This window comes from Rhodococcoides fascians NBRC 12155 = LMG 3623, assembly GCF_001894785.1.
GTDB classification, from domain to species: Bacteria; Actinomycetota; Actinomycetes; order Mycobacteriales; family Mycobacteriaceae; genus Rhodococcoides; species Rhodococcoides fascians.
The window spans coordinates 1-19,038 of record NZ_BCWW01000018.1 but is presented as its reverse complement, the minus strand read 5'-3'; the positions used below and the strand labels follow the sequence as shown (position 1 = coordinate 19,038).

At 61.6% G+C, this 19,038-nt stretch carries 15 protein-coding genes; 3 read left to right on the top strand and 12 right to left on the bottom strand.

Going from position 1 to position 19,038, the window contains the following annotated elements; genetic code table 11:
- Positions 1-32: 32 nt before the first annotated feature.
- The 4 genes from RFA01S_RS27355 to RFA01S_RS25180 form a co-directional block, all read right to left on the bottom strand.
- Positions 33-2,567, bottom strand: coding sequence for a hypothetical protein (locus RFA01S_RS27355; protein WP_139278542.1), 2,535 nt, complete (start codon positions 2,565-2,567; stop codon positions 33-35).
- Positions 2,568-2,702: 135 nt separating this feature from the next.
- Positions 2,703-3,932, bottom strand: coding sequence for a globin domain-containing protein (locus RFA01S_RS25190; RefSeq protein WP_032393229.1), 1,230 nt, complete (start codon positions 3,930-3,932; stop codon positions 2,703-2,705).
- 41 nt (positions 3,933-3,973) lie between these two features.
- Positions 3,974-4,414 (bottom strand): RrF2 family transcriptional regulator, encoded by a 441-nt coding sequence (locus RFA01S_RS25185; RefSeq protein WP_027496129.1) that lies wholly within the window; start codon positions 4,412-4,414, stop codon positions 3,974-3,976.
- Positions 4,415-4,509: 95 nt separating this feature from the next.
- Positions 4,510-5,538 carry a nitronate monooxygenase gene (locus RFA01S_RS25180; protein ID WP_032385630.1) on the bottom strand — a complete coding sequence of 343 codons (1,029 nt, stop codon included), beginning with the start codon at positions 5,536-5,538 and terminating at the stop codon, positions 4,510-4,512.
- A 98-nt stretch (positions 5,539-5,636) separates the two neighbouring features.
- Between RFA01S_RS25180 and RFA01S_RS25175 the strand changes: the two genes are divergently transcribed.
- Positions 5,637-6,500, top strand: a complete 864-nt coding sequence (locus tag RFA01S_RS25175) for a LysR family transcriptional regulator (RefSeq protein WP_032408136.1) — start codon at positions 5,637-5,639, stop codon at positions 6,498-6,500.
- Here RFA01S_RS25175 and RFA01S_RS27570 read toward each other — a convergent pair.
- Entirely contained in the window at positions 6,478-6,804 is a 327-nt protein-coding gene (locus RFA01S_RS27570; RefSeq protein WP_139278541.1) for a hypothetical protein, read from the bottom strand. The genes RFA01S_RS25175 and RFA01S_RS27570 overlap by 23 nt on opposite strands.
- 40 nt (positions 6,805-6,844) lie before the next feature.
- Positions 6,845-7,384 (bottom strand): TetR/AcrR family transcriptional regulator, encoded by a 540-nt coding sequence (locus RFA01S_RS25170; protein ID WP_032393227.1) that lies wholly within the window; start codon positions 7,382-7,384, stop codon positions 6,845-6,847.
- A gap of 98 nt (positions 7,385-7,482) precedes the next feature.
- On the opposite strand from RFA01S_RS25170, the gene RFA01S_RS25165 reads away from it, so the two are divergent.
- Positions 7,483-9,081 (top strand): MFS transporter, encoded by a 1,599-nt coding sequence (locus RFA01S_RS25165; RefSeq protein WP_052053751.1) that lies wholly within the window; start codon positions 7,483-7,485, stop codon positions 9,079-9,081.
- Positions 9,082-9,155: 74 nt separating this feature from the next.
- Here RFA01S_RS25165 and RFA01S_RS25160 read toward each other — a convergent pair whose 3' ends face one another.
- From RFA01S_RS25160 to prpD, 6 genes are all read right to left on the bottom strand, one after another.
- Positions 9,156-10,184, bottom strand: coding sequence for a methionine synthase (locus RFA01S_RS25160; RefSeq protein WP_174557317.1), 1,029 nt, complete (start codon positions 10,182-10,184; stop codon positions 9,156-9,158).
- Between the two features lie 26 nt (positions 10,185-10,210).
- A complete protein-coding gene (locus RFA01S_RS25155; RefSeq protein ID WP_032393225.1) occupies positions 10,211-11,182 on the bottom strand; it encodes a putative oxygenase MesX in 972 nt (323 codons plus the stop codon).
- A gap of 230 nt (positions 11,183-11,412) precedes the next feature.
- Positions 11,413-12,366 carry a LysR family transcriptional regulator gene (locus tag RFA01S_RS25150; RefSeq protein WP_032393376.1) on the bottom strand — a complete coding sequence of 318 codons (954 nt, stop codon included), beginning with the start codon at positions 12,364-12,366 and terminating at the stop codon, positions 11,413-11,415.
- 130 nt (positions 12,367-12,496) lie between these two features.
- Positions 12,497-13,618, bottom strand: a complete 1,122-nt coding sequence (locus RFA01S_RS25145; protein WP_032393224.1) for a bifunctional 2-methylcitrate synthase/citrate synthase — start codon at positions 13,616-13,618, stop codon at positions 12,497-12,499.
- Entirely contained in the window at positions 13,618-14,529 is a 912-nt protein-coding gene (gene prpB, locus RFA01S_RS25140) for a methylisocitrate lyase (RefSeq protein ID WP_032393223.1), read from the bottom strand. Before prpB ends, RFA01S_RS25145 begins: the two co-directional genes overlap by 1 nt.
- Positions 14,529-16,031 carry a 2-methylcitrate dehydratase PrpD gene (prpD, locus tag RFA01S_RS25135; RefSeq protein ID WP_032393222.1) on the bottom strand — a complete coding sequence of 501 codons (1,503 nt, stop codon included), beginning with the start codon at positions 16,029-16,031 and terminating at the stop codon, positions 14,529-14,531. Before prpD ends, prpB begins: the two co-directional genes overlap by 1 nt.
- A 180-nt stretch (positions 16,032-16,211) precedes the next feature.
- On the opposite strand from prpD, the gene RFA01S_RS25130 reads away from it, so the two are divergent.
- The gene (locus RFA01S_RS25130; RefSeq protein ID WP_174557316.1) at positions 16,212-17,639 is read left to right on the top strand and encodes a short-chain fatty acyl-CoA regulator family protein; all 1,428 of its coding nucleotides are present in this window, start codon (positions 16,212-16,214) and stop codon (positions 17,637-17,639) included.
- The last annotated feature ends 1,399 nt before the right edge of the window (positions 17,640-19,038 follow it).

Here is a 19,038-nt window from a genome sequence, read left to right as displayed (position 1 = left end):
TCCGGCTCGCCGCTACGTAGTTCGTTGATTCGTCACCTCCCTGCCCAAGGCGCCCGTACGTCGCCGATACGTCCGTAGGCAACCATCTCGGTCCAGAATGCGCACAGGCCGGACGCCCATTGCTCGGCCGTGAGCGGAAAAATTGGCGGGTGGTGTCCGTACTGCTCGACCCACGTGCGGTCAGTCGGCGGTACACGCAGTTCAGGCTCGGTCGGGATGGGTACGTCTGCGTCGTAGAGTGCGGGGCTACCGGTGAGTTGGTAGACCAGCGTTGCAATCCGGCCTTCGAGGTCGAGTGAGAGCGGCACGAAGCGGGTGTCCACCACGCTGCGGATACAGAGTCTGTCGGCAAGCACAGTGAACGTGTCGAGGGTGCCGGGGTCGGCGTTGCGGCTGTCGACACGGACTCGCCATCTACCGTCGGGAGTCGTCCTGGGGTCGAGATAATCGGCGGTCGCCGCGTACGGACCGAATTTCGAGAGATGTTGTTGCAGAGGTACATTGACCGCGCTGGGTGCGAGTTTGCGAACAGTGTTCTCGTTCGGGCCGTCGAGCCGGGACCAGTCGAAGTTGTCGGGCGCGAGCATGGGCGCGGCGGTGCGGTCGAGGAGCAACCCGAACCGGAACGACGCCGCCCTCGAGGCCGTCGGTTCGCGAGCGTCTCTGTATTCGTAGGCGTAGTCGGCCCACCGATCGCCGAGCGCGGCACGGACCCAGCCCTCCGCTTCGGTCACCGGAATCGCTGCATTCGGAGAACCGATCGTCCGCAGCGGAGGTTCCGTCGGCGACAGGCGTCGACCGACAACACGCACCCGTACCAAGACCGGTCCGGTCTCAGGTACGAATGTGCCGAGATCGTCGGAGTACGGGTGAAAGCTGCATGCAACGACAACGCGGGTCGTCTCGTCCCGCGATGCCGGTCCCTGAAGACGCTCGTCGGGGCCCAGGCGGTCACCGGAACGGCCCCGCGAAGTCACCAGCAGGTCAATGTGATTGCGCAGTCTCGTGATCACATCGGGATGGTTGCAACGAACGAATTGCGCCACCGTGTGAACTTCCTCGGCCTGCGAGGCGGTGAGATCAGTCATGGTCGACCTCCGTTGTGACAGTGCTGGAAATCGCGCACCAATTCCGGGTGGCACCCACGCAGTAACAAGCCGGTGAACGTGAGCCCGTCGTCGGCGAGCCAGTGCCAACTCTCCCGCGGCCACGGCGCGTACATCCGCAACGGTCGTCACGCCGGTGTCGCTGTGCCGCAGGATCACCGAGTCGTCGTCCCAATCGATGGATGATGCGTGAGCATCGAGAGGATTGTGCGCAGCGATGATCTCGAAGTCGGCGTCGATCTCGAACGCCTCGTGCTGAACCCGCCTTCGAAACGCACTGTCCAACAGCGTGTCCTGCGTCAATGACGCCGCGAACCACGGACCATTGTCGCCCTCGGCCTGCACCAGCAGCGCCGACACAGCGCCCACTACGCCGACGTGTCGCCGCATCACCGGCGCGGTGACGATCGCCAGACCGTCGTCGACGAGCACGACCGGCGCACCATCGAGACCAAGGGGCTCCGCCAAAGTGGTGGGCAACCCGAAGTGTTCGTTGTATTCACCGGACAACAACTCGTCGAGTAAAGGACCTGTCGCGCGTCGCGCTATTGCCCACCGGTCTCGTCGGTCGATCGCATCGACGAGTTGACCGACAAGGGCGATGAAGCCTCCCCGTCCGGTGCCGTAGCCCAGACGGTTCGGCGTCACAGCACGACCTCCCAGTACGACGCCGGCCTCATACCGAACCATCGTCCGCATCGAGCGAGCAATGATCACCGGAACGAGTACCCTCGGCCCCGACGGTGCCCGCCCCTCGGGGGAGCGTACATACCACCCACCGGACTCCCCGGCAGCCATCGGTGCCACAACTCCCGCCCAACCCACACACCTTGCGGCGGTGAGTATGTCGCGTTCTGTACCCGGACGTTCGGCCGGAAAGTCGCGCCACGTCGCCACGAGTGTCTGTACGGATTCGAGCACGGTGATCTCGGAGCCGCTGTTCGGGTGCGCGGACGGTGCGGCGGGGACATCACTCCACAGGTGCGCGCCGACGGCGGGATGGACGAACCCGTCGGCGATGCGCGCCGACATCATCCTGCTGTGCGCCCGCGCGCCCGCCGCATATACGCCGTCTCCACGATCAGTACCGAGACCGAAGAACAAGTCCTCGGCAAGTCGATACTGCTCCTCGTTGATGCGTGATCCATCCGCGACGCGTGTGTCACCGGATCTGAATCGTGTGAATCGGGAAAGCACCCCCGCCACCACAGCCGCGGTGTCGGGTGGGATCAGCGGCGGAACCACTGTCAGATCACCGTGGACAGCCGACAGGTATCCCATGCACGCAATCGGGAATCTGGCCCAGTCGCTCTCCCCCACCGCCACCGCCGACGCGGTGAAGACGAAGTCGTCGAACAGATCTCGGTGGAACGGCGGCAAACGCCGCATCGAATCTGCAGCGGCCAGCGACACACCGTCGTACACGAACTGTTCGAGGGTTCGACCCTCGACTTCCTGCAACCACATATGAAAGCCCGCGCACTAGGGGGCCGCCGAACGAAGCCGACGGGCACGAGATCACCGGGCACCAGTAAACACGCCGAGACTCCCGGACACAATAAGAGGCGACGGCAGCGAATGGTGGGGCTGTGGCTGTCAGCCGAGCAACCACTCGTCCGGGGCGAACAGTTCGCAATGGACACGCGACTTGTCGACCCCACAGTCGACGAGTTGTGAGGTGACGGCCTGCACGAAACCGTTACCGCCGCAGACGAAGAACGACGCACCCTGAGGAAGGTCGACAAGAGTGAGATCCAACCGCCCATGGTGTGCATCGGCCACATCGCCGGGCTCCTCGTACCAGAGTTCGAGGACGGCGTTCGGCAAGGCGTCGACCAGTTGTCGCTGACGGGCCCGAAGCGGATGGTCGGCGGGGCTACGGTCTGCGTGGACAACCAACACCTCGGATTGTGTACCCGACAGAGCGAGATGTTCGAGAATCCCGTTCATCGGCGTGATGCCGATGCCGGCCGAGATCAATACGGCGGGCCCCGCAGAGATGTCCTCTGTCGGCAGATCACCGAACGGGATGCTGATGTCGATGAGGTCTCCCGGGCGTAGCGTGCTCGAGATCCAGTTCGACACTTCACCTGCCGGGCAGCCACCGCTGGCGACGACAGGCTTGACGGCGAACGTCAATTCGCCTGTGTCACTGCCGGAGATGAGGCTGTACTGGCGGATCTGTCGCGCGCCGTCGGGCAGAGTCACTCCGACCGAGACGTACCCACCCGGGTGCTCCTTTCGAAGCTCGGGCCAGTCGCCGGTCACACCGATCACCACTACCCCGGACGGATCTTCGGTGCGCGTAGTGACGATTCCGCGGTGAAAGACCTGTCCCGCAACCACTCCCGCGCTCTCGTAAAGGCGGTTCTCGAGATCGACGAGAGTGTCGGCCATCATCCAATACACCCGGTCCCAGGCTTCGGCGACTTCGGTCGTCACTGTCTCGGCACCGAGTACGTCGACGATCGCAGCGAAGAGGTGCCCGTACACGATCGAGTACTGGTCGGCGGTAATTCCGAGAGATGCGTGCTTGTGTCCGATCCGGGACAGCATTTCGTCCGGGTGCGGCAGCGTCGGGTCAACCAGATGGGTGGCGTACGTTGCGATCGACGCGGCCAGAGCTCGTTGCTGCGCTCCCTGTGCCTGATTCCCGCGGTTGAACAGATTTCGCAGCAGCTCCGGTCGTGCGGCGAACATGCGTGCATAGAAGTTTGTTGTGATGGCGTCGATATTGGCACCCACCAACGGCAACGTCGCTCTGACGACGTCGACGTGATCGGGTTGGAGCTCGTGCTCGACAGTGAGGGGACCGAACGTGGACACAGGTATTCCTTCCAATGGACCGCCGACGTCGAAATGGCGGGTCAGGGTGAGGGAAAAGCGACCATTGCGAGTGGAATGGTCGGGGACGCGGCTAGATCGTCGATCGTGTAGCGGTCGAGTTCGCCATAGAACGCTTCTTTGGCGACGGCCAGGGCATGCCGCAATCGGCAGGCGGCAAGAAGTGGGCAGGGCCGGTCCCCTACGCACTCGACAACTTCGCGATCGCCTTCGAGTTGACGGATCAGGTGGCCCACCGATATCGATCGGCCCGTGTCGGTGAGGAAGAGCCCGCCGGTGCGGCCGCGCTGCGCACGGACGCAGCCCAATCCGACCAAGCGTGTAATCGCTTTCGCTACATGGTGTTCGGACGCGTTGACTCGAACTGCAATGGCTCCAGTGGTCATCCGGGGACCGTCCGGGCCGGCGGCTGCCAGCAACATCATCGCCCGTAGGGCCAGATCGCTGAAGCGAGTCAGTTGCATGTCTACGACGGTACTCAATCCCGCACACCCGATGCGGGTTTTGGAGCGTGGCTTCAAACACCACGATCCGTGCGGTTTTTACACCTGGACATTCCTCACAACTCCGAGGCCAATTCTTCGATAATTCGCGCTGCCGGGTCAGCGGAAGCGCTGCGGTGCCCGGCACCGGCCCACAGGTTGATGCAATGAGGGTCGTTCGCTGCGGCCTTGCGGATGCCGCCGGTCAGCGTGTTCACGGCGGGGTACTGGCGTGACGATCCGGTATCGAACCGATCGATGAACTTGTTGCGCAAGGCTCTGGCGGGACGGCCGCTGAAGGCTCGAGTGACCACCGTTTCGGTGAACCGAGGATCGACCAAGGCGGCGGCGTGGGCAGGCTTCGTCCCGGCTTCCGGCGATCGGAGCAGGGCGGTTCCGACCTGAGCCGCCACTGCCCCGTAGCCCAGGACTCGACGGACATCGGACGCGGTGGTGATCCCGCCGGCGGCCACGAGGGGAACCGACACTGCTCGGCGTATCGCAGGAATCAACTCGTCGAGGGCAATGTCCGAACTCTCGGCATCGATGCGAAAGGTCGAGCGGTGCCCGCCGGCATCGGGGCCTTGTACGCACAGGGAGTCGGCACCTGCATCGACCGCCGCGCGGGCGTCCTCTTCGTTAGTGACGGTGACGGTGACGGCGCTCCCGGCCTCGTGCAGGCGGGCGATGATGTCGGCACTTGGGCACCCGAAAGTGAACGACACGACCGGGATGGCTTCGACCACGACGATGTCGAGCTTCTCCTCCCAGTAGTCGTCGATATTTTCGGCAAGGGTGCTGTCGGCGGGGAGTTCGACGCCGAGATCATCGGCGTAGGGCTGGAGCAGCGCGCGATACCGCGCAATGTCCTCGGTGTCGACAACCTGCCCGTCCTCGGGGACGAACAGATTGACCCCGAACGTTTCTATGCCAGCACCGCGAACGGCAACGATGTCCGCGGTCAACCTTTCCGGGGTGAGATAACCCGCGGCAAGGAACCCCAGTCCACCTGAATTCCGTACTGCTGCAACCAAGTCAGGGGTCGTCGGGCCTCCCGCCATCGGCGCTCCGACGATAGGCACCTGCAACGACTCGTATCGAAACATCGAAACTCCTAGAGAAGGGTGGGGCTGTGAGTCCGAGAGTAGGAGCCATCGGCGCAGCAGGCCAATACGCCGAGCACCGGTAGATATACGCTGGACGTATGGAGGTCGAGCTGAGACACCTGCGCGCGTTGGTCGCTCTGGCGGACTGTGGCACTCACACCGCCGCAGCCGCCGAACTGCGCGTTTCGCAGCCGACACTGACGCGTTCGGTTCGTCAACTCGAACAGCGTTGCGGGCGTCAATTGATCGAGTCCCGTACTGCCGAACTGACCGAGGACGGATTGGTCGTGCTGGGGCGTGCACGCAGAATCCTGGGAGAGGTGGATTCGCTGATCGAAGATCTCGACGACCACCCGGTCGTACGGTTGGGCTTTGCATGGTTGCTCCCCGACGGATGGTTCGCCGCCACGCGTGAATCTCTTGTCCGTCAATACGCCGCAGACGTGGACGTGCGCCGAGTCGACGATCCGCTTGCGGCGTTGGATGCGCGCGAAGTCGATGTGGCGCTCTACCGAAGCCGCCCACATCATTTGGCGGCCGGAACGGTGACTCGTCAGCTCGGCAGCGAACGACGGATTCTCGCGGTCAGCCGGTCGAACCTTTCATTCGACAATGCAACCGAAGTGCGGTGGGATGCGCTCCCTCCCGGTCCATTGGTGGTCAATACGCTGTCCGGTTCGACAACAGCCGACTCCATTCCGGTTGCCGCAAACGGTGAACCGCGGGTGGTGATCACCTGCCGGAATTTCGAGGAATGGCTCGAGAACATCGCCGCCGGACGCGGAATCGGCATCGTTCCGGAACTCGCCGCACGACGGATCTCTCACCCCGGCCTACGGTTTCTCCCTATCGACGGTGCTCCGCCGACCCAGGTGCGGCTGGCGTGGCGTGAGGGGCCGATGCCGCCACGAGCCGTTCGATGGTTTCTCGACGTGGCTTTCACCGAATGGCAAAATGCTTGAACTGACCGACCGCCTTCCAGTCTGATCTCCGGGGAAGGGTTTTCCGTGCGATGATCACGGAAAGCGCTGTAGCACAGGCGAGTACGACGAACGCAATGGTGAATGCAACTCCGTAGCCATCGCCGATGACCGGCGCGACCATCAGCGGTCCTAGCATCTGCCCCAATCCATAGACGGCGGTCAGGGGTGCTGCGGAATTCGACCCGATCAGTGCTTGTCCACATTCATGGCGTGCATCGGGCAGCGTTCGCCCCGCAAGCGGGAGGGACGCCCTTCTGAAGTCACCACCCAGCACTGCGAGCACGGTGTGAATGCAGCGTCGGGCGATGAGCCACGTGGCTCCTTCAGGGACGAGAGTCGATGAGCCTGTGTACAACGCCTACCAACGCCTCGATGTGGTCGGGCGATCGGTGGTCCGTTCCGGCCGATGCTGCGGCGAAGTAGAGGCCGTCGCCCATCAGAAGGACCGCTTCTGCGACCGCCGGATCAGCGATCTGCTCGTTCAACGCATCCAACCAGGATTGCCGGATTCGCTCCAGGGTCTGCTGCGCAACCTCGTTCGCACCCTGGCTCAGCCGCATCGTGGCAACCACGGCACGATCGACAGCAGTGTCGTGGAACGTCGATGTGCGTATGTGGTAATCCGCTGGGCCCTCTGGATGCTCCCTCATCCGTCGAACATCCTCGGCCGCGAGCTCCTCCACGACACGCATCAAACCCTCCACCAAGGCTTCCTTGCTGGGGAAGTGGTACATCAAGCCGCCCTTCGAGATCCCGGCAGCAGCGGCAACCGCATCGAGGGTCGCCGCCTTCTCCCCCTGCTCCAGCACGAGCTTGACGAAAGCGTTCAACGACTTGTCACGCGCTACAGGAGGAGGAGGCACAGGGCGAGTTTACGGGCGAACGCGGCTTCGGCTTCGTTACTGCACCGTCTGGTTGGTACAGTAACGAAGTCCCGCCCAACCTCATCGGAAGACGGCACATGCCTGAACTCACAAGTCCGCCCACTCCGGGCCACCTCTCGCACGGCAGAACGGCGGGGGTTCGCCAATGGTGCGCGCTCGCTGTCCTGATGCTGCCCGTGTTGATCATCGCGATCGACAACACAGTGCTGTCCTTCGCTTTACCTTCGATCGCCGAAACTCTCGAACCATCCGGCGCACAACAACTCTGGATCATCGACGCCTACCCCTTCGTCTTGGCAGGGCTGCTCGTCGCGATGGGTAGCCTGGGCGACCGAATCGGACGACGACGCTTACTGCTCATCGGCGCGACCGGCTTCGCAGCGGTATCCGTTGTTGCGGCCTACTCGCAGACGCCCGAGATGTTGATAGCCGCACGTGCCGGCCTCGGCTTTTTCGGTGCCACCTTGATGCCCGCGACCCTGTCTCTATTGCGCAATCTGTTCACCGATCGCTCCGAACGCCGTCTGGCGATCGCGATCTGGTCGGCCTCCATCGGAGCGGGTGCGGCTATGGGACCTGTCGTCGGCGGATTCTTGTTGGAGCACTTCTGGTGGGGTTCGGTGTTCTTGTTCGCGATTCCACTCCTGGTGCCGTTGCTGATACTGGCACCGGTTCTGGTACCCGAATCGAAGGACCCCGATCCTGCGCGTATCGACGGCATCAGCATCGCCCTGTCCCTACTCGCCTTGACCCCGATCGTCTATGCAATCAAGGATTTGGCAAGTGGAGGAAGCTTGTTCGGCACGGCGCTACCCGCGCTGATCGGAGCACTGGCAGTCTGGATGTTCGTACGCAGGCAGCTCCGCCGGCCCGACCCGATGCTCGATGTTCGCCTGTTCACCGTGCCTGCCTTCGCCGGCGCAGTGTTGGTCAACCTGCTCGCGATATTCGCGCTCGTCGGATTCTTGTATTTCGTATCGCAACACCTTCAGCTCGTCGTCGGGTTGAGCCCGATGCAAGCTGGGCTCCGCTTGCTGCCCGGCATTCTGGCGATGATCACCGCAGGCCTCCTGGCAGTCGTACTGGCACGAATGCTGCGGCCTGCCATGATCATCTCGGGCGGAATGATGTTGGCGGCGTTCGGATACGCAACGATCGCGGTGTTCACCCAGCCGACATCGGTGTGGTCCTTCGTCGCGGCGTTCGCGGCCCTCGGAGCAGGTATCGGAGTTGCAGAGACCATCTCGAACGACATGATCTTGTCCACAGCTCCCCCGGAAAAGGCCGGTGCCGCGGCCGCTATCTCCGAGACGGCCTACGAACTCGGTGCCGTCACCGGTACGTCCGTGCTCGGTGCAATCCTGTTGGCGCAGTACCGTGCCAACGTCGTCACGCCCGAGAACGCCGGTTTCGACACTTCCGCGGCGCGAGAAACCCTCGGCGGTGCCCAAGCCATAGCGGACCGACTGCCGGCCGAACAGGCCAGTGGATTGCTCGACTCGGCAGCAGACGCCTTCACCAGTGGCGTGACCATCACGTCTGCCATCGCCGCATGCTTGATGATCGTCGCGGGCGGTGCCGCCTGGCTGATCATGCGAAAAATACCAGCCGGCCAACGCGAAGACTCCGGTGATCACGCCGACCTCGAGGTACACGAAACCAACCGGGCAACCTGACACTGTCGGTCGAACTCGAAGTTGTGGACGGAATCCGGCCGAAATCCATCCACAACTTCGAGTCCGGCAGAGAGCTACTTGGACAATTGACGTCGCAGGAGTTCCGCGCCAGCGGTGAGCGCGACCATCTTGTCTCGTGCGACGCGTCGGTCGAGTGGCGCCATACCGCAATTCGTACTTGGGTAGAGCTTGTCTGCGTCGACGAACGGAAGTGCGCGACTGAGGGTTTCAGCGACTTCTTCGACAGTCTCGACGGTGTCGCTTGCTACATCGATCGCACCCAGCATGACCTTCTTACCTCGAAGCAGTTCGATCAAGTCGATAGGTACGCGCGAATTGTGACTCTCCAGCGACACGATGTCGATCGAAGACTGTTGCAACAGTGGGAATGACCGTTCGTACTGGCGCCACTCGGCCCCCAGAGTTGCCTTCCAGTCGGTGTTGGCTTTGATGCCGTAGCCGTAACAGATGTGTACGGCTGTTCCGCAATTCAGCCCTTCGATTGCACGCTCGAGTGTCGCGATTCCCCAGTCTTCGAGCTCGTCGAAAAACACGTTGAATGCGGGCTCGTCGATCTGAATGATGTCGACGCCTACCGCTTCCAAGTCTTTTGCCTCTTGGTTCAGAAGAGTCGCGAACTCCCATGCCAGCTTCTCGCGACTCTTGTAATGGTCGTCGTAGAGCGTGTCGATCATTGTCATAGGGCCAGGCAGTGCCCATTTGATCGGCTGGCCGGTCACTGCTCGAAGGCGCGTCGCATCTGCGGCAAACACTGATTGTTCGCGGCTCACCGCACCGACAACCGTCGGAACGCTCGCATCGTATCGGTCCCGAATTCGCACAGTTTCCCGTCGATCGAAGTCGACACCCTCGAGATGCTCGATGAACGTGGTCACGAAGTGCTGACGCGTTTGTTCACCATCGCTGATGATGTCGAGACCGGCACGACGCTGCTCATCAGCTGCGAGCGCCTGAGCGTCGAGTCTTCCTTCGCGCAGTTCGTCGTCTCGTAATTTCCACGGCGACCAAAGCTTCTTCGGCTCACAGAGCCACGAGGGCTTGGGTAGGCTTCCGACGATCGAGGTGGGCAGGAGTGGGAACATCTCTTCTACCTTTCGGTCTCGCTCGGTCAGGCGCATCGATCGGTAGCCCAACGCTTCAGGACTGACCCATACGGTTGCATCAGATTCACGTCGGCGAACTCTGCCTGTGTCGTCGCAAGTCGATTGCGCTCGACACGGTCGTAGCTCACCTGCGGAAGTGAATAGTTTTCGTTGTCGAGACTCGGCTGGTAGACCTCCGAGGCAGCAGTATTCGCGTTGTAAATTTCAGGCCGATAGATTTTTTGGAAAGTCTCCATCGTCGCGATCGTGCCCGCGAGTGCCAGGACCGAATAGTCGTTGAGCAAGTCACCGCAGTGGTAGAACGCCAAGGGAGCGACGGATCCCTTGGGCATGAAGTAGCGAACCCCGAGACCCATTTTTCCGAAGTACTGATCGGTGATCGAGGTGTCCTCTGCCCCGTATTCGAGCCCGACGACCGGGTGATGATTCGTGAGGCGACGGTAGGTACTGGAAGTCGACACACTGATACAGATGACAGGTGGTTGCGAGAACCGTTCACGGTACTCGGGCGAATCGACAAAACGCTGAAAGACCTGACCATGTACATCGCCGAAGTCTTTCGGAATTCCCGTCGCTCGGTGCTTCGGGAGCTGAACAACGAAATCGTGGTCGCGAATGTATGAGGAGAAGTTGTTTCCGACGATGCCCTCTGTGCGGGTGCCGGTAGTGGTATCGACTATTCCGACATCGAGAATTTCGATTACCGGAAATGCGGCGTCGGCCCCGACGGATACTAGTTGCAGATCCACCGAGATGATGTCGAGTTCGAGTGCGTAGCGGTCACCACGTGGATTGTCCCAGTGAACCACCTCGTTGAGACGGGTGTTCATCATCGTCACCGCGTTACGCAAGTTCTGTCGACCATCCTCGCCGCGTGCAAGATTCGCAAAGTTGGTCGTGCGACGCGAGTTCGTCGACGGGGTGTAATCCTCGCCGAAGCGCGTCGTGCTGATGCTGAAAGTGCAGTCGTTCCTCATGCTGATTAGTAACCCCAATCACGTGCGGTGAATGTGGTGACGAACGCGTCACCACACGGGTTCACTGCCTGAGCCCTCGCAACACTTCGACCGAGTTACTCGATGGTCGGGCCGATTTCTCAGGTCCATAGAACCGGGAGGCAGCTGTCCGAAGCGGCCTGAGCATCAGCCTAAATCGACCAGTCGACATAGCCTAATCACTCTCGATTATGGCTGGCCATAGGCAATGGCTATGTCAATAAGTCGACGCCGAAACCAGACACGACGTCGCGCATCTCCGCCACGAAGCGCTGAGCCTGGACGGTCAAAGACACCGAGGCATGACCGATCCAACCGATCTCGATGCGATCGTCGACATCGAGCGGAACAGCGACGATGGACGGATCGAGATCATCCGAGACAATGCCGGTGGAGATCGTGTATCCGCCCAGACCGATCATGAGGTTGAAGATGGTGGCACGATCGCTCACCCGGATTTCTTGTTTGGACGAACGGGTGGAGAGTATTTCTTCGGAGAGGTAGAAGGAATTGTTCGCGCCCTGGTCGAACGTGAGACGCGGAAATTCTTCGAGGTCACTCAGCTCCACACTCTTTCGCCCCGCCAGGGGATTCGTGCGAGCGATGAAAATATGCGGCGATGCCAGAAACAGCGGCGTGAAAACAAGACCCGCTTCGCGAATCAGCTTGTCGATCACGCTTGCATTGAACTCGTTGCGATAGAGGACACCGAGTTCACTGCGGAGCGTGCGGACATCCTCGATGATTTCCCACGTACGGGACTCTCGAAGACTGAACGAATACTCCGGAGCCTCAGAGGCTTTCACCATGCGGACGAAAGCGTCGACGACGAATGAGTAGTGCTGAGTCGAGACGGCCAAGAGTCGGCGAGCGGGCCCGCGGCCGAGGTACCGCTGTTCCAAGAGTTCTGATTGCTCGACCACCTGGCGCGCGTAGCCGAGAAATTCGGTTCCATCCTCCGTGAGTGTCACCCCACGGGTCGAGCGAACGAAGAGGGTCCGACCCACGCGACGTTCCAGGTCTTTCAATGCGGCCGACATGGTCGGTTGCGCGATGTAGAGCAAGTCCGCCGCGGCACTGATGGACCCCTCGGCGGCCACTTCTACGAAGTAGCGCAACTGCTGAAGGGTAATGCCTCGCACCGTGCCCGTGACGTCCCGTGCCATGACAGAAATCATCGCACTTGTTCATCTCTCCGCACCCGAGCCGTCGAAAGCGGGCTCGATCCAGCGACCAGGTCGAGAACAGCGGCCACCCGACGTGCAGTGGGGAATCGGACCAACGGGTTGGCCGGCGTCAGGCGACGACAGCGCGTTGCGGCACTCCCGAGTACTGGCTCAGTGGTCGGATCAGCGCATTCGACGCACCTTGCTCGATGATGTGAGCCGTCCAACCGGTGATGCGACTCATGACGAAAATCGGTGTGAACACGTCGATGTCGAAGCCCATCAGGTAGTACGTCGGACCGGTAGGAAAATCGAGGTTGGGTTTGATGCCGGTGGCATCGTGCATGGTCTTTTCGAGAATGTCGTACATGCGCACCCACTTGTCTCCGCCGGTCACCGCGGCGACGTCGCGGAATGCTGCGTTCATCGTCGGCACGCGTGAGTCGCCGTTCTTGTAGACACGGTGACCGAACCCCATGACCTTGTCTTTGGCTGCGAGTTTGTTCTGCAGCCACTGTGCGGCCCGTTCGGGGTCGTCGATCTCGAGCATGTCTCGCATGACAGCTTCGTTGGCACCGCCGTGCAACGGACCCTTCAGCGCTCCGATGGCGGCGGTGACGGCGCTGTAGATATCCGACAGTGTCGAGGTGACCACGCGGGCAGCAAAGGTGGAGGCGTTGAAGCTGTGCTCGGCGTACAGGATCAGGGAAACCTCGAAGGCCCTGACGATTTCCGGTTCGGGAACGGAGCCGAAGCACATGTAGAGGAAGTTCTCCGCGAATCCAAGATGCGAATGAGGGGCGATGGGATCGAGGCAGTGTCGGCGGCGATGGTCGGCGGCGACGATGGTCGGCAACACTGCCGTCATACGCAGCGCCTTGGACAGGTTCGCCGACCCCGAATTGTCCTCCTCGGCAGGGTCTTCGGCACCGAGGTAGCTGATCGCGGTGCGCACGACATCCATCGGATGACAATTGTCGGGCATCTTCGTCACGAGCGAGAGCAACGAGCGGTCTGCTCGCCGTTGGGCTCGCTCGCGTTGGGTAAACAGTTCGAGTTGCTGCGGGGACGGGAGCTCACCGTGCCACAACAAGTAGGCGACCTGCTCGAAATTGCAGTACGCGACGAGATCTTGCACGGCGTAGCCGCGGTAGGTCAACGAGTTCGTCTCGGGGACGACCTTGGAAATAGCGGTGGTGTCGACCACGACACCGGCCAGCCCCTTGTAGATCGTGGGAATCGCCTCGGTCATCACTGCTCTCCTAAGCTGAAATTGAAAATTCCGGTATCGAATTCGTTGAAACGCTCGTAGTCGAGCAACTCGTACAGACGTGAGCGGGTCTGCATCCGGTCGAGGAGTCCCTTTTGCGTTCCCCGGTCGTGGATCTCACGCAGTCCGGTTTCGATGGCACCCATGGCCAGTCGCAATGTGGTGACCGGATAGATGACAGCGTTGTAGCCGATGTCCGCGAGTCTCTGCGCGGAGATCAGCTCGGATTTGCCGAACTCGGTCATGTTCGCCAGCAGCGGGGTGTCCACTGCAGCACGGAATTTCGCGAAGTCGGCTTCCCCTGCGAGCGCCTCGGTGAAGATCAGATCGGCTCCGGCGTCCGCGTACGCTTTCGCTCGTTCGATCGCGGCGTCGATTCCGTCGATACCCGCTGCATCGGTGCGGGCGCAGATGACGAAGTTCGGATCTCGCCGCGCGGTGACGGCCGCGCCGAGGCGTCGCACCATCTCCTCTATCGGGACAATCGCTTTGCCGTCGAGGTGCCCGCAGCGTTTCGGGTTGATCTGGTCTTCGAGGTGCAGCCCAGCGATCCCCGCATCCTCGGCCGCCAGCACCGTGCGTGCCGCGGACATCGGCTCACCGAATCCGGTGTCGGCGTCGATCAGTACCGGCAAGTCGGTGACGGCCGCGATCTGCGCACTGTGGGTGATGACCTCGGTCAACGTGGTGAGTCCGATGTCGGGCAGACCGAGCCCGGCAGAGAATGCGCCACCGGACATATAGACCCCCTCGAAGCCGATCTCCTGAATCAACTTTGCGGTCAGCGGGTTGATAGCGCCGGGAAGCCGAGTGATCGACGTCGACGCAAGCGTGGCGCGCAACGCAATACGCTTGTCCGCGGCCGACGTCGAGGCCGCAATGAGGCCCGGCATCAGAAGATGCCCTTCGGGGTCTTCGGAGCCCTCCCGAGGACATCGTCGGCGACGGTGAAGGTCAGCTGATCGAGTTCACCTGCGGCGAGCTCGGGAGCCCGCTCGGCTGCGCGAAGGAAGCGATCCTGTTCCGAGGGTGCGATCACACCATCGGCCAACGAACGGAACTTCGCGATGTACTGCTCGCGGGCGAACGGGCGGGCACCGAGGGGGTGCGCGTCGGCGACCGCGAGTTCGTCGACGATGACCGTGCCGTCTTTCAGCGTGATCTCCGCGCGTGCACCGAACGCCTTTTCGTCCGGATCGACAGAGTGGTATCGGCGCGTCCACTCAGGGTCTTCTACGGTCGAGATCTTGTTCCACAACGCGACGGTGTTCGGCCTCTGCGCGCGTTCGGGGGCGTACGAGTGCTCGTGATGCCAGATTCCGTCCTCGAGCGCGACTGCGAAGATGTACATCACCGAGTGATCGAGGGTTTCCCGGGAGGCGGTGGGATCGAACTTCTGTGGATCGTTCGAGCCGGTGCCGATGACGTAATGCGTGTGGTGACTGGTGTGCAACACGATCGTCTCGATCTGTTCGAGATCGGAGATCTTTTCCCGCATTCGTCGGGCGAGGTCGATCGGGGCCTGACTCTGGTACTCGGCGGAGTGTTCCTTCGTGTAACTGTCGAGAATTGCACGCTTGGCTTCACCCGGGCGGGGAAGCGGCACATGATATTCCGCGTTCGGTCCCCCGAGAAGCCACGCGATGACCCCGTCCTCACCCTCCCAGATCGGCGACGGGGCACCCTCGCCGCGCAGTGCTCGATCGACGGCTTCGACGGCAACCTTCCCGGCGAGCGCAGGGGCGTAGGCCTTCCAACTCGAGATCGACCCCTTGCGGGACTGACGGGTAGCTGTCGTGGTGTGCAGCGCTTGCCCGACGGCCTGGTAGATGGTTTCGGTGTCGAGGCCGAGCAGGGTGCCGATACCGGCGGCAGCAGAGGGACCGAGATGGGCAACGTGGTCGATCTTGTGCTCGTGCAACGAGATTGCGCGAACGAGGTCGATCTGAATCTCGTACCCGGTGGCCAGACCGCGGATCAGATCGCGCCCCGAGCGCCCGGCGTGCTGGGCGACTGCGAGGATCGGCGGAATGTTGTCCCCCGGGTGGGAGTACTCGGCGGCGAGGAACGTGTCGTGGAAGTCCAGTTCTCGCACCGCTACCCCATTGGCCCACGCGGACCACTCGGGTGAGTACTTTCCACCGATTCCGAACACAGTGGCACCGGGGCTGTACGGGTGCGCCCGCGCCTGTGTGCGAGCACTCGTCACTGGACGGCGCACCAGCGAGGCCGCAGCCACCGAGGCATTGTCGATGATCCGGTTGACGATCATCTCGGCCGCCGCTTCGGGTACCTCCACTGCGTCGGTGGCGACCTCGGCGACCTTCCAAGCCAGGTGCTCGGACTGGGGAAAGTCCTCGGCGGATGTACGGGTGCGTACGAGATGGGTCTTCACAGAAAATCCTCCGTGCTGATGAAAGGGCTTACTACGCTTCATTCACAAGCTACGCACGAGTCCGGACCTGCGGAAGACATCGCAAATGCCTATTTTTGCGAGGCAATTCCTGCAAATCGGCAAATGTTGCGAAGTCCAGTTCGGCTACAGTGTCGACACCCGAAGGAGGCAGCGACAAAGATGCAGAAGATCTACGCAGGCGGGCGGCTGCGTCGCCTACGCGAGGAACGACAGCTGACGCAGTCCGCGCTGGCGAAGACACTCGAGCTCTCGCCGAGTTACCTCAACCAACTCGAGAACGACCAACGACCTCTGACCGTCCAGGTACTGCTCAAGCTCAACACGATGTTCGAGCTCGACCCCTCGTTCTTCGCCACCGACACCGACGCTCGCCTCGTCGCCGACCTGCACGATGTACTCACCGAAACCTCCGACCGAGGCGAGGTGTCGATGTCCGACATCCAGGAATTGGTCGCGCGCATGCCGGACATCGGGCGCACCCTCGTGTCGCTGCACCGCAAGCTCCATGCAGCGACCGATCAGATGGATCGGCTCACGGTCGGACTCGACGGGCCCAAACCCGATGTCCCGACGGGCGGTCACGCCCCGATGCCCTACGAGGAAGTCCGAGACTTCTTCTATGACCGGCGCAATCACATCCCCGAATTGGATACTGCGGCTGAGGAACTCTTCGAGCGAAGTGGGCTCAGTATCGGGGCGCTCGATCTACAATTCGCACGGGTCATCGAAGCGGACCACGGCATCACGATGACTATCGGCGACGACGATCCCGGCGCACTCGGCCCCAAACGAATCTTCGACGACACCGGCGGGACTCTCCTGCTCGCGCGTCGACTGACCGCCGGGCAACGCGCCTACCAGATCGCAACCCAGCTGGCATTTCTCTCGCAGTCGACGACAATCGACACGATCGTCGATGCCGATACGAACCTGAGCACTCAGGCCCGAGAGCTGGCCCGCGTCGGGCTGGCCAACTATTTCGCCGGAGCCCTGCTGTTGCCCTACGGACGGTTCCTCGCCGCTGCGGAGTCGCTGCGATACGACATCGATCTGCTGTCGCTGACCTTCGAGGTCGGCTTCGAAACCGTGTGTCACCGATTGTCCACGCTGCAGCGACCAGGGGCGAAGGGCGTTCCGTTCTTCTTCATCCGCACCGACCGAGCCGGAAACATCTCGAAACGTCAGTCCGCCAGTGCATTCCACTTCTCACGTGTAGGTGGAAGCTGTCCACTGTGGGTGGTGCACGACGCATTCGCGGCATCGGGGCGAATTCTCACACAGATCGCCACCATGCCCGACGACCGCTCCTATCTGTGGATTGCGCGCGCGACCGACAGTGGCGGACTCGGATACCGATCACCACGGAAAAGTTTCGCGATCGGCCTCGGATGTGACATCGCCTATGCTCACAAACTGGTCTACGCCGACAACCTACCGCTGCACTCCCCTGGCGCATCGATTCCCATCGGTCCCGGATGCAAGGTGTGCGAACGCACCTCGTGTTCACAACGCGCATTCCCACAACTCGGACGCCAGCTACTCGTCGACGAAGACGTCGACACCGACCTGCCCTACCCCTATACGTGAACAGGGTGCGGGACGATCCGAGATCGACACCCGACAGCCGACAGACGCGGCGAGGAACGCCTTGGCCCGTATGTCAACTCAACTCAGTCGAACTCGAAGTTAGGGACGAAATCCGCCCGAAATCCATCCCTAACTTCGAGTTCGGCGGCACTGGTGCCCCCGGTCGGACTCGAACCGACACTGTGCGGATTTTAAGTCCCTGGAAGTGGATCCACCCAGACTTCAGTGGACTCGATATCTGTTTATTTACAACGCTTTTCGTGCATCACTGTCCGGTCCAGTCCATGCCCGAACGTACCGACTTGTGACACTCTCGTGACACCGAACTGCCGCCGGTACTCCGGCACCGGACAGTCGTGATCGGTGTCGGACGGCCACGGTATCGTGTAGACGGAGAGCCTCCTGGCGATCGACGCTCTGTGCGGACTCGTGACAACGAGACTCATTCGTCGCGAACACAACCGTCCCCGTCTCAGTAGAAAAGTGCAACGGGGACCCCAACGCGTTGGTCCAACAGCTTGTTGGACAAATGCTGCTCCAGGCGAGGCGTTAGCCATCCGGCGACGACTTTGCGTCAGCGCACTTCCGCACCGGCAGTCGAAGGGGCAGGTTTCGTCACCGCCTTTGTGCGGCCGCGATTTCGCCACCCTTCTGCCTGCTTGATCTGTCTTGGAGTTGCGGAGCCAAAAGAGGAGGCCGTCGCAGTGTTACACAGTGATGTCAGCCAAATGCAGAGGTCGGGAGTTTGCTGCGGCGATGATGCTGACGGAAGCGAACAATTACCGAGTTGCCAACAACAGACACGATGTCGACGACGACATCGCGCGGAAACGGCAGCTACCGCACCGTCAAGAAATGTTGACGACGCCCTCCTCGATAGCCTGGTTGTGTATTGGTGCGCGAGAAGCACCGGCGGTCTTGGGCTGCGGCCGTTGATAGGGGCCGACGGCGCTCGCTGTCGGTGAATCAGCAGCCTCCGGCTGAGAAGGATGGGAGTTGAGTAGACAGTAACCTCCACTCTGAGCGGAAAAATTCGAGCGTGGAGCTGTTTTCAGCGAATTACGTGACACTTAGGAATCGTTGATCCTGAAGTCCACAGCAACGGAGTGGCGTACTCAATTGACACCAAGAGCATTCCCCACAATCTCGGCTGGGATTGTGGGGACTTAGACATCACCCTAGGTAAGTCTGCCATTCGTGCGTTTAATTACCCGGGTCTCTCGGCGGTTTGCTGGGACGTCTCTTCTTCTTAGGACGAGGGACAACGGCCTGCTGAGGATTAGGCGTCATGACGGAAGAAGGCTGCGCGTTGTTAAGTTGTGCTGCTAGCACGTCTTGGGCGGTGCTAATGGTCGCTCGCAATTCGCTGAACCGTTCCAAACGATCAGCGCCCGTGTCG